The following is a 12,540-nucleotide window of genomic DNA, read 5'->3' on the forward strand; positions in this document are numbered from 1 at the left end:
TTAAAAAACCTCCCATCCCTACATCATAAGGGACGAGAGGCTTTTCCCGCGTTGCCACCCTAATTAGCCTAATTGGCTCTCTTAAAATATTTTAACCGATATTCGGGTTTACTTTTATAGTAAACTGCTCCAGGACGGATTCGACAAAAGATTATACTGATTTTCACCAAATATCAGCTCTCTATAAATAATCTATTTATCTACTACTTCCCTTCTTCACATACTTATTATTTAATTATCAGTAATTGTAGCACAATTATTAATATATTTCAAGAGCTATTGTACTTCTATATCTTCTTCTAAGTTTTGTTCATAATTTACATCTACGCCAACATTATTGTTTAATTGTTTTAAAACGCCCTCTAATTCTTCTATATATCTACCATACTCTGACCAATTTCCATCTTGAGATGCTCTCTTTGCATTATTAAATAATTCATTTGCCTTTTTAACAAGATTATTTACATCTTGATCTTCTATATCTATATCAGTATCCTGATCTTGTTCAGCTTGGTCAATATCTTCCTCAGTTGCACCAAATATTTTAATTAATGCCTCATCTAAATTTCTTTCCATTACTATCTTATCCTTAAATGATACTATTACTCTCTTCATTTCTGGAAGACTATTTTCATTATCTGCTTGAAGATAGATAGGTTCTACATATAATAAAGAATTTTCAATTGGTACTATTATTACATTACCCCTCAATACAGCAGAGCCCTTTTGACTCCATAGAGTTAATTGCTGAGATATATCGGTATTTTGGTCTATTCTAGATTCTATCATCATCGGTCCATCTATAGTCTTTCCTTTAGGAAATTTATAAATAAATAATCTTCCATAGTCTTCTCCATCGTTTCTAGCCACAAATAAGGATGTCATATTTGGCTTAGTCTTAGGAGTATATGGTACTGTAAGTAAAAACTCAACTTTATCCTCTCCAGGAAGTTTAAACATTAAATAAGTAGGTTCTACATACTGTATAGATTCCATATATTTTTCTTGTGCTATATCCCAAAAGTCTTCTTCATTATAAAATACCATAGGATTATCTACATGATAAGTCCTATATACCTCTGCCTGAATATTAAATAACAGATTGGGGTATCTTGTATGTGACATTATACCCTTTGGCATTTCTGATTTATCTAAGAATAAATCAGGGAATATTTTTCTATATGTCTGTATAATAGGATCTTTTTCATCAAATACATAATATTTTACAGTACCATTATATGCATCTACTACCACTTTTACAGAATTTCTTATATAGTTTAAACTTGATTCTTTAGCAAAAGGCTCTGAATAAGGATATTTATCACTTACCGTATATCCATCTATAATCCAATATAATTTTCCATCATCTTGATTCAATACAAGATAAGGATTTTCATCATACTCAATAAAAGGTGCTATCTTCCTTATTCTCTGATTTATATTCCTATATAATACAATCCTACTATCAGTATTTACATTATTAGATATGAGAATTTTAAAACTTTTTTGCTTTATTGCATATAGTAGTTTATTTATACCTCCAAGCTCTATCCCTGCATCTCCTTCATAAATGGTCTGCTTATTGTCTGAGCCTTGAGGATAATCGAACTCCATCTCATCAGTATTTGTTATGATATAATCATTGGTTGATTCTCCAAAATATATCTCAGGCCTTTTTATATCCAAATTAACATCAGTAACTGGTGGGATATTTCTAACCAACAGTTCAGGCTGACCATCAGATGTCACCGCATTGACTGGGGATAATACCATTCCATATCCATGTGTATACTTTAGATGTTTATTAATCCAGGTCTTCGTCTGTAAATTCTTTTGGTCTAATTCCCTGGCAGATAAAAACACTTGAGTATATTTTCCATCAATATTGTATCTGTCTATATCCACATTATTAAATGAATAGTATAGTCTTATAGCTTGCAATTGATTATATACTTGTATTATAGGTCTATAATCGTTTATTCTAATATTATTTACCGTATCTTGATTTTCTATTAAATCTTCTTTAGTCAAATCTTGACTAACAGGAAATTGCTTCTGTTCCACTTCATTTAACCCGTATGCATTCTGAGTATACTCTATGTTATATTCTAAATATTTTTGTTCCTTTGATATCTCATCGGGTTCAACTATAAATTTTTGAACAATACCACTACCTACATTGCCTATAATAGATATAGCTATAAGAACCACAGGTCCTATCAATGCCTTTTTTATATCCTTCTTCATAATACCTAATAAAAATCCTATAGCTGAAATAATTGCTACTACAGTCATGATTCTATATACCCATAGAGTTACATGTACATCGGTAAAACTGGCTCCATATGCAACTCCTCTAGGAGAATACAATAATTCATAGGTGTTGAGAAAATAATTAATAGCAACAATTATAAAAACTAAAAATCCTAGTATACCAATTTGAAATAATGCATTTTTGAATGCCTTTTTATTTAAAATAGTGTTTATATTTTTACCTATTGGTCTACCATTCATATCAAATATATTTTCATTGTCAAAAGTACTCTGAGAAGATCTTCTAAATGTAAACATAACCATATATAGACCAACAGTAAGTATTATCATCATTATTATAACTAAAAATAACAAACTGGCTACCTCTTTAAATAAAGGCAGTCTAAACATATAGAAAGATAAATCTTTACTAAATATAGGATCTTTTAAATTAAAATTAGTTCCATTAATAAATTGAAGTATTGTGAACCACAAATTACTAGAAAATACCGTAGATACAAAAAGTGAAATCAATGCTGTTGCTAAACCAAATACTAAATTAAGTCGTTTTTCCCCATCCTTTGGTGGATTAATATTTGATTTCTTATAATATCTCTTTTTGATAAACATTATATATGAATATATAATCCCGAAAATTATTACAAATGTGGGAATTCCTATCTTCAATTGTGTTAAAATTTTAGTTAAAAATGTCTTTGTATATCCCAATTCTTTAAACCACTTATAGTCCGTTATAAAATTTATTATAGTAGTAAACGAATTTGCTAAAATTAGGAATAATATTAAAACTACAGCTACTATGTAACCCCTTTTCTTTCTCAAAGAAACATCTCCTTTCAATATTTCGAAAAGTCTAAGTACTTCATTTTATCATATATAGATAAAAAAAGGCAGTATAATCGTTTTCTTTCATTATACTACCCCATTTTTAGCTTTTTAAACCATGTATTCCCTTATATTGTTCTATCTAAGATATATAAAGATACCACAAAAATGTAAAACTGTCCCTGCCAATACAAATAAGTGCCATATAGCATGATTATAAGGTATCTTTTTAATAGCATAAAATATAGTACCTAAAGTATATACCAATCCTCCCGCCAATAACCACATGAAAAAATTCATTGGTAATGCCTGTAACATAGGTTTTACAGCTATTATAACTATCCATCCCATTAATATATACAGAAATAGTGAAAATTTTTTATGCTTTTCATATTTATTAAATGTAATGATTTTAAATAAAATACCTAAAATAGCTATACTCCATACAGCAGTTAAAATGCCAATTCTCCAATAACCCTCTAATGAAATCAATGCTACTGGAGTATATGTCCCTGCTATAAATAAAAATATAGATGAATGATCAAATATCCTTAAAACCTTTTTTGCCTTCTCTTTTTGTATACTATGGTATAAAGTTGAAAATAAATATAAAAATATGGAACAACCTCCATATATACTGAAACTCACAATGGAGACAGTGTTTTTTTCATAAATTGCATATATCAATAAAATAGTTAATGCAACAACACTGAATATGAACCCTATACCATGGGTTATACTATTTGCTATTTCTTCTTTTATTGAATACCTTTTTGTTCCTTTTATATCTTTATATACATTATTCAAAAAAACATCTCCTTAATAAAGTTCTTATATATAGTATATCCTATTTAATAATAGTTTACCATAAACTGAATGATATTCTTTAATATACAAATCTAATTATCTAAAAGAAACTCCACTTTCTCATTATTATTATATATTGTAAAATTAAAAGAACTATACCATCCACTTCCACTGGAATCTTTTTCAAAGGTTGTTCCAACTGCCTTTAATTTTAATAATTTCATTTCCTTTGGATCCAATCCAATAATCTCTTTGCCAGATAAATTTGTAGTCACTAATTTGTCCTCTTTAACCTCTGAAAAATTTTCTATGGAAATTCCAAACTCTAAATCTTCATTGCTATAATTCTTAACAGGTATTATGCACTCTATGTATATTTTGTCATCACCATCTTTTTTCTCATACGACAACTCTATATCATCTTTATAACAATATATACTATTTAAATCTCCTTGAAAGTACTTATAAAGTTTTTCTCCTTTATTAAATGCCGTAAAAGTGAGTATCATTACTCCCATTATAAAAAATATTATATATCTAGATATTTTAGGATATACCTTCTGCCAATTTATCTTTATACCTATACCACATATAATTATTATAAATAAAGATAAAAATCCAGTATAATGTAATCCATTACCATTGCCACTCCATGATGGTATACCAATAAAATAGTAAATTCTATCTATAAAAGGAGTACTATTATTGTTTGTAGATGCCATTAAAAGTATATTCAGTATTAATATTAAAAGGAAAATATATCCTCTAATCTTATTATCCTTTATCATTTAATCACTCCTCTCTAATATTTAACATTCATATTATAACATGTTAATTAAAGTTTTCATAAAAAAACTAAGCATTATTTCATTAAGATTGTTGACAAAAAAAACAGTTAGTAGTTAATAGTTCGTAGTTAGTAGTCTAACGATGAAATCCATAGGATTTCTACCATAAACTACTAGCTACTAACTAAATAACTACTAACTGTCTCTACAATACTTACTTATTTAATATATTCATCACTTACTAATATATCTGATATTACATTAGTTGGAATTACAAACTCCACTACACCCATATAACCAGGTGCCACTTCATATTCATTAAAAGAAATAACCAGCTTCCCATCATTATTTATATAGAAACTTTGCTCTTTATCTATCTTATTAAATGGATCCATATCGTCTTCTTCAATAAAATATACCTTTCCAGTATCTGACTTCATTGCTTTTTCCATTTGAGTTTTAATATTTTCACTGATTACATCAATATAACTATCGTCTTTAAATAGACTAGGCAATGTAAGTAAAATTTCATTTTCTTTATCTATGGTATCATATTTTATTTGTTCATAAGAAGAACCTGCAGTCATTACTACATATCTTGCTATGGATATAATTTTTTCATTGTCTGTTTTAACTTCATATCCACTGCTTACTCCTAAATTTTTAGAATTTTTTTCCTTCATTTTCTCCATCTCATCAGTAAACTCTTCATACAATTTCTTGTTTTCTTCTATATATTTTTCATTTAAACTCTCCTCTAAATCTTTATTCTCTAACCCTTCTACAGCTGGTACCTTTATATCAGCATTAAATCCTTCCTCATCTATACTATATTCTCTAAAGGTTAACACCTTGACTAAACCATTTATTATTGGCACCTCTGACAATGCATTTGCAATTGTTACACTTGAATTTATCCCAATAGTAAATATTGTTGTCATTCCTGCAATTAAAGCTATCCATCTAAATCTATTTTTACGTTTCATATATTTTTTACCTCCATCTTTTATGCTTTTCTTAACTATAAAATCCAATTCATCTGGAATAGGTATATCTTTATACTTTTGTTTTATCTCTTTAAGCTTTTTATCATTCATATTTTTACCTCCTAATCTTCAATACTAATTCGTAATTTTTTTAGCGCAGAATATAATCTGGTCTTTACAGTATTTATATTTTCTTCTAATACCTCTGCAACTTCTTCTATCTTCAAATCTTCAAAATATCTAAGAATTATTATATTCCGATAATTAGGTGGTAATTTATTTAGAGCATCTTCCAAGTCAAAATCTTTATATCTATCACCTTCCCCATCACTATAAAATTCCAGTGTTTCTTCATCTACTAAATTTATTCTTTTATTCTTTTTTAAAAAATCTAATGATGTATTGACTACTATTCTCCAAAACCATGTTTTAACATGCTTTGGATTCTTAAGAGTGTTCATGGACATCATAGCCTTATAAATTGACTCTTGGACAATATCCAAAGCATCATGTTGGTTCTTTACATAACTATATGCTAGCCTATAGTAATTTTCTTTATCTTTTAGAATATATTCTTTTATTGCTTTTTCAATTTCTTTTTTTGTCATATTTACTATAACTCCTTTTCAGATACGTATCTTAAATGTGCCTACACTATTAAGACGATTGAATATACGAAAAAGTTTTAATTTAAAAGAAAAAAAGTTAATAGTTAATGATAAAATCCATAGGATTTCATCACTAAACTACTAACTACTAACTATTACCTATTAACTATTTCTCTAATCTAATAATTTCATATCTCCATCTTTTATCCAATTTTTCCTTCTCATATATTCAGATATAAATAATGTTATTATAGCTGGTAGTATAAAATGTAATAACACTATACCTAAAATACCATTACTTCCCATTACTTCTACCGTTCCAAATTGTCCAACAAGCCCACTTGTACCCATTCCTGCCCCAATTTTGTTATTTTCCATTTTAAATATTACTGTAGATATTGGTCCTAATATAGCCGATGTAATTATGGATGGTATCCAAACCTTAGGATTTTTTATTATATTAGGTATCTGAAGCATAGATGTTCCTAACCCTTGAGATATAAGACCTCCAAATCTATTCTCTCTGTAACTAGCTACTGCGAATCCTATCATCTGTGCTGCACATCCTATAGTGGCTGCCCCTGCTGCTAATCCATCTAATTTTAAAGAGATAGCCAACGCTGCACTACTTATGGGCAATGTCAATGTTATTCCCATAATAACGGATACTAGTATCCCCATTGGTACTCTATGAAGCTCTGTAGCTCTGTTTATCATCATTCCAAATATAGTCATTACTTCAGCTACTACTGGCCCGATATAATTTCCCACAATTCCTCCAATCAATATAGTGCCTGCTGGTACTAGTACTATATCAACCTTAGTTTTTCCTTGTATTAATTTAGAAGCTAATGTTCCAACCCATGCAGCTATTAAAGCACCAACAGGTTCCCCTATATTAAGTATAACTATTCCTTCTTGAAATACTACAGTATTTGCCCCTATAGCTCCAGTAATAATAGATGCAAATATACCCAATGGAGAAGCTCCCAAACTATAGGCAACACCTGCACCTATTGCAGGACCCATCATATATTGAGCTACTTTACCAAATACAATAACTGATTGCAAATTAAACAAAGTTCCTATCTGTTTCAATATAAGTCCAATTATAAGAGATGAAAATAGTCCTAAAGCCATGCCATTTAACATTTTAATAAAATATGACTTGATATTTGTGTTTTTATCTGACATATTCCTCTTCCTTTCTTTTTGTCTTTACTTATGTCTTGTCACCTGTATATAAAAAAATATATCATTTTATTTGATATCAATCAAGTATTTTTTTTCTTTTAATCTTATTTTTATTTGTTGAAAGACTTCTTCACTGGGAACTTCTATGGTATGTATATGCACACCATCGGTCAATGAAGACAAGGGTTCTGCCTGAACTTCTTTTATTTTTTCCATAAAAGATTTTACATCTAATCTGGAACCTATCATAAGGGGACTTTTAATTTCTCCATATAATGGATGTTCAACTATTACATCGATTATCTTTCCCCCTAAGTCTACTATTGTAGTTAATTCATCTTCTATTTCATCATAGCCTTGATGTTTTGAAACTATAGCCTTTAGTAACTTTTTATTACTTTTCTTAACAATCAAATACCCCTGAGGTGTAGCTATTATATCTTCTCCCTTTGCTCTCAATATTGCAATATCCTGTACTATTACTTGACGACTCACATCAAATATATTGGCTATATCAATACCCTTTATAGGGTTATCAGTGTTTATAAGTGTTCTTAATATTTCATTTCTTCTCTCCTTAGCATCCATATAAAATCACCACCTATTATTTATTATAACAAAAAATAATAATAGTTAGTAGTTCATGGCAGAAATCCTATGGATTTCATCATTAGACTACTAACTATTAACCACTAATTACTATCTATTGCTTCAAAATATATTTTCTTAATTCTTCTGGTACATCTTTGGGATTATTACTCATGGTTAAAATAAAATCGGTGTTAAATCTATCACTTATTTTTTCTAGCTTGTTTATTAGTTCTGGATATATTTTAAAATCTAAATCAAAAATTTCATACAAACCATCTACGAAAACCTTTTCTATATCATAATTATTAGCTATAACTCCACATAAAAAGCCATGGAAAGATTCAATATCTTCTATATCGAATTCCATGGCATTAATAAATCTTATATTACGATGAAGGTCAAACATATGTTTTTGTCCAGCTTCAATGAACACAATATCACCATTTATATTTTCTCTATGTTCATTGGCCATAACAATAAGTTTTTTAGACTTTCCTGTTCCTTTCTCTCCACAAATAAATTTAACCATTTCCAACCCCTCCAATTCATTATTATATATATCCTTTCTATGTAGCTTCAATAAAATCCTTCATAATTTTCTGATTTTTCGTTATGTTATCTATATACCCAAATTTAGTATACAATATCACGATTAGAATATATATTTTCTATTATATATATTCTAGTTTCTCATAATTATATACCCTACATATCCTATATAAAAAATAGACATTACAATTCCACTATATCTTGTAGCTTTTTTTTCTTTTATTATAAGTATATATGTGAGTACAGTTGCTCCCAATAAATAAGACATATCAAAAAATATTTTACTCTCTATATAAATAGGCTTAATAATAGATGTTATGCCTAAAATTAGTAACATATTAAATATATTAGACCCTATTACATTTCCTATAGCTATTTCATTTTCTCCTTTATATGCTGCTACTATAGACGTTACCAACTCAGGCAAAGATGTTCCTAAAGCTACTATTGTAAGCCCTACTAGAGTTTCCCCCATACCAAAATTCATGGCTATTTTGCTACTGGAATCAACTACCATATTTCCTCCTATAACTATGCCAACTAATCCTATAACAGTTAATATAACACTTTTAGACATTGAGAATCCTTTTATGTCATCTTCAAAGGCATTCTTATCGGTTACAGCCATTTCAATAAGATAATATACAAACACCATAAACAGTGCCAATAATATCATACCATCTCCCTTTGACAACATATTGATAGTATCCCCTTGAAGAGAAATATCAGATATCAGTATATAAAATACTATTAAAGATAGTAATAAAAATGGAAATTCCTTTGATATTGTCTTCGTATTAATGTTTATGGGCTTTATTATTGCTGATATACCTACTACCACGAGGATATTAAATATACTAGAGCCTATTATATTCCCTACAGCTATGTTATTAGAACCCTTTAATACTGCACTTATACTTACAGCTGCTTCTGGTGCGCTTGTCCCAAATGCTACTATGGTAAGACCTATTAAAATCATAGGTACATTGAATATTTTTGCAAAGGACGATGCACCATCTACAAAAAAATCTGCTCCCTTTATTAAAAATATAAAACCTAAGATTAAAATTATATATTCCATGATATTTATCTCCTCTCTAAAAATAAAAACGAGACTTTTAGCCCAGTAAAGATGTCCTTTACCAAGCTAAAAGTCTCGCTCTATTAGAATATTCTAATATAAATAGGACCAGACCTAAGTCATGATGTTGACCCTATTTATGACTATATGTCATAGCTACTCCCCTTTAGCACTAAATAAATCATATCACAATACTATAACATTTTCAATAAAAATCAATACTCTATCTATCACCAAATCCTGTATTGAGTCCTGATTTTCCCAAATACTTCATAAACATCTTTATATTTGAATCTTTCACTAAATTATATATTTCTGTATATCTATCTTCTTTTTCTTCATATGATATATCGTCTTGCAATATCATGATGCCTCTATAAAATTTTGATATATCATCTTTATTATCCTGTAATAATTTCTCAGCTTCATCTATTTCACCATCATTTATCTTTTTAAAGAAATCTGAAAATTCTTCAGCATCATAAGTTTGTATATATTTTTTTATTACATCATTATAATCTGCATAATAATACCTAATACTATATTTATTGCCTATATCTTCAAGTGCATTAATATCATTTTTTAAAATATATATCATCATTAGATCGGTAATACCACTATTTCCTCCATTATTATTATAATATTTATTATAATAATAAATAGCCTTATCCCAATTTCCCTTATATAAATATATATCTGCAATACTAGAATAGTGATATAGGTAACCATTTTTAGCTAAATCCTGATAAAATTCCAATGCCTTATCATACTCATTATTGTATTGGTAAATATATGCTAATCTATTATTTATTGTATCATTAGGTCCTATTTCTATATCTAAAAGCTGTAGATATTTTTTAGCCTTTATATAGTCATTACCTTTGAGTTCTTGAGTGTTTTCGTCATATTTCCATCCATTATAATACAGAGCTGCTAAAGGCTTTAACGCATGTATATTTCCTTTATCCTTATCTACCTCTGATTCATATAATTCTATTGCCTTGTCTATATTACCATCTAAGACAAGTCTATCGGCTTCTGTCCACTCATTACCATCTATATATACCTTGTCATATGATCTATTTGAATAGAGACCTAAATTATCTGATACTATATTACTGCCACTATATCCCACTATTTTATAGGCATACTCTCCTTTGTGATATAAAGGCTCCAATATATAATAAGGATCTACTCCATCGGAACCATAGGAAAAAAATCCTATCATTGCATTTCTTTTCTCTTTTTCTATATCCAATATAAAAGAATTGCCATCAATTTCTTTAGACATATATGAAAATATTGCCCTTTCACTTCCATCTTCTAATTTTCTTACTTCTCCTAGATATATAATATATTTCTCTATATCCTTATCTTTAAAATAATTCCATTGGAATTTAATCTTTCCATCTTCTAATTCGGTTATATTTACATCTTTTATGGATTCAAAAAAACTTATATTCCCTAATTCAGTATTCTTTTCATCTACTCTTATCATATTATTTTTTATATTGAACTGCTTTCCTTTTGCCCTTTGCCAATCAACACTTACTGATAATGTATATTGACCCTTAGGTACATTTTCTATAGAAAATTCTCCATTCTCATTGGTTATATCCATATATATATCACTATACTCTATAAATCCCGAGTCCATACCCATGTCTTTAACATCTTTTAAATATACCATGGTATAGGGTAATGGTTTTTTATCCATAGTAATTCTACCATTTACTATATTATCAATCTTATTTTTATCTTTTTCATCTTTTATATATCTATCCATATCGCTTACTGCATCAGTAATATCTTTAATAGGCTCTATATATAAAGATTTTATTTTATTTATTTGTAATATTTCTTCTACTTTATATTCATAAAAACTCATATATTCTTTATCCATAAAGTATATAAAAGACAACATATCTCTTCTCAAATATTCATATTTATCTTTTTTATTTATATCTTTGATAAGTATTTCTCTTCCTTTATTGATTTCACCAGAATTCATATACATTGCCGCTAAATTTAATCTCTTTATATCCTCTAATTCATTATTTTTTATTTTTTCCATATCTTCAAGCATAGATATGGCTTTATCTCCTTCTCCACCAAACCAATTCATCATGGATACTACTAGAGTATATTCATCTAACAATATATTTTGAGGATAGTTTTGTTTTATTTTATTATATTTTGCATTTATATCTTCCAAACTTCCATAAAATACATCGCCACTACCTTTCGTTGAAGAACCAAAGGAATTGATAACTATTCTATTACGAAAATATCCTAAATCTTCATGCTTTAATATATCCTTTATCTGACTTATTGCAGATTTTATAGCCATATCCTTTTCTGGATATCTCTCTATTACTTTATTATAATATACATTAGCTAAATCCTCTTTACCCATAAAACTATATACTTTTCCTATACCATATATAATATTGTCTTTTAAAAAATAGAATGAACCAAAAAGAATTACTATTATTAGCATTATTTCTAATATGGTTTTTTTCTTTAATCTCATATATTTCATATTTTCCTCCTTCAATATATATTATAATATATTTCCTTCCCATTTTTAATCCTATTTTTATTGTATTTTCATTTGTATATAATATTTTTTATAGACATATTACTTCTCTATTACATATTATATATATCTTTATATGTATTTCCTCCTGTACTATATAGATACCTTTAAATTTCATTAGATTTCATTGTGAAAAATAAAAAAGTTAGTAGGTATTAGTTAATAGTTCCCAGTCCAATGATGAAATCTGCAAGATTTCTATCACCAACCACTAACTACTAAATAATAACCACTAACT

Annotated in this window: 10 protein-coding genes and 1 other annotated feature; all 10 genes read right to left on the bottom strand. The window is 28.1% G+C overall.

All coding sequences use genetic code 11. The features are described 5' to 3' along the window. Window positions 1-25: 25 nt before the first annotated feature. Window positions 26-226 (bottom strand) — a binding site (T-box leader). Between the two features lie 50 nt (window positions 227-276). Continuing rightward, the gene (locus Q326_RS0108090; protein ID WP_026894923.1) at window positions 277-3,096 is read right to left on the bottom strand and encodes a UPF0182 family membrane protein; all 2,820 of its coding nucleotides are present in this window, start codon (window positions 3,094-3,096) and stop codon (window positions 277-279) included. Window positions 3,097-3,237: 141 nt separating this feature from the next. Continuing rightward, window positions 3,238-3,906, bottom strand: coding sequence for a PAQR family membrane homeostasis protein TrhA (gene trhA / locus Q326_RS0108095; RefSeq protein ID WP_205687661.1), 669 nt, complete (start codon window positions 3,904-3,906; stop codon window positions 3,238-3,240). A gap of 92 nt (window positions 3,907-3,998) precedes the next feature. Continuing rightward, a complete protein-coding gene (locus Q326_RS0108100; RefSeq protein ID WP_026894925.1) occupies window positions 3,999-4,694 on the bottom strand; it encodes a hypothetical protein in 696 nt (231 codons plus the stop codon). A gap of 218 nt (window positions 4,695-4,912) precedes the next feature. Continuing rightward, complete coding sequence (gene rsiV, locus Q326_RS0108105) at window positions 4,913-5,791, bottom strand: anti-sigma-V factor RsiV (protein WP_026894926.1); 879 nt, start codon at window positions 5,789-5,791, stop codon at window positions 4,913-4,915. 11 nt (window positions 5,792-5,802) lie between these two features. After that, the gene (gene sigV, locus Q326_RS0108110) at window positions 5,803-6,288 is read right to left on the bottom strand and encodes an RNA polymerase sigma factor SigV (RefSeq protein ID WP_026894927.1); all 486 of its coding nucleotides are present in this window, start codon (window positions 6,286-6,288) and stop codon (window positions 5,803-5,805) included. Between the two features lie 174 nt (window positions 6,289-6,462). After that, window positions 6,463-7,482, bottom strand: coding sequence for a PTS sugar transporter subunit IIC (locus tag Q326_RS0108115; protein ID WP_026894928.1), 1,020 nt, complete (start codon window positions 7,480-7,482; stop codon window positions 6,463-6,465). Window positions 7,483-7,548: 66 nt separating this feature from the next. Then, the gene (locus tag Q326_RS0108120; protein WP_026894929.1) at window positions 7,549-8,070 is read right to left on the bottom strand and encodes a transcription repressor NadR; all 522 of its coding nucleotides are present in this window, start codon (window positions 8,068-8,070) and stop codon (window positions 7,549-7,551) included. Window positions 8,071-8,185: 115 nt separating this feature from the next. Beyond that, window positions 8,186-8,602, bottom strand: coding sequence for a hypothetical protein (locus Q326_RS0108125; protein ID WP_026894930.1), 417 nt, complete (start codon window positions 8,600-8,602; stop codon window positions 8,186-8,188). Between the two features lie 153 nt (window positions 8,603-8,755). Then, complete coding sequence (locus tag Q326_RS0108130; RefSeq protein WP_026894931.1) at window positions 8,756-9,703, bottom strand: calcium/sodium antiporter; 948 nt, start codon at window positions 9,701-9,703, stop codon at window positions 8,756-8,758. A 223-nt stretch (window positions 9,704-9,926) separates the two neighbouring features. Beyond that, the gene (locus Q326_RS0108135) at window positions 9,927-12,245 is read right to left on the bottom strand and encodes a tetratricopeptide repeat protein (protein WP_026894932.1); all 2,319 of its coding nucleotides are present in this window, start codon (window positions 12,243-12,245) and stop codon (window positions 9,927-9,929) included. Window positions 12,246-12,540: the final 295 nt, after the last annotated feature.

The organism is Clostridiisalibacter paucivorans DSM 22131 (assembly GCF_000620125.1).
In the GTDB taxonomy this organism is placed as follows: domain Bacteria; phylum Bacillota; class Clostridia; order Tissierellales; family Clostridiisalibacteraceae; genus Clostridiisalibacter; species Clostridiisalibacter paucivorans.

What these genes read in the sequence shown, in the direction of transcription:
- Q326_RS0108100 (WP_026894925.1), bottom strand. Translation starts at nt 4,694, where the DNA reads ATGATAAAGGATAATAAGATTAGAGGATATATTTTCCTTTTAATATTA.
- rsiV (WP_026894926.1), bottom strand. Translation starts at nt 5,791, where the DNA reads ATGAATGATAAAAAGCTTAAAGAGATAAAACAAAAGTATAAAGATATA.
- sigV (WP_026894927.1), bottom strand. Translation starts at nt 6,288, where the DNA reads ATGACAAAAAAAGAAATTGAAAAAGCAATAAAAGAATATATTCTAAAA.
- Q326_RS0108115 (WP_026894928.1), bottom strand. Translation starts at nt 7,482, where the DNA reads ATGTCAGATAAAAACACAAATATCAAGTCATATTTTATTAAAATGTTA.
- Q326_RS0108120 (WP_026894929.1), bottom strand. Translation starts at nt 8,070, where the DNA reads ATGGATGCTAAGGAGAGAAGAAATGAAATATTAAGAACACTTATAAAC.
- Q326_RS0108125 (WP_026894930.1), bottom strand. Translation starts at nt 8,602, where the DNA reads ATGGTTAAATTTATTTGTGGAGAGAAAGGAACAGGAAAGTCTAAAAAA.
- Q326_RS0108130 (WP_026894931.1), bottom strand. Translation starts at nt 9,703, where the DNA reads ATGGAATATATAATTTTAATCTTAGGTTTTATATTTTTAATAAAGGGA.
- Q326_RS0108135 (WP_026894932.1), bottom strand. Translation starts at nt 12,245, where the DNA reads ATGAAATATATGAGATTAAAGAAAAAAACCATATTAGAAATAATGCTA.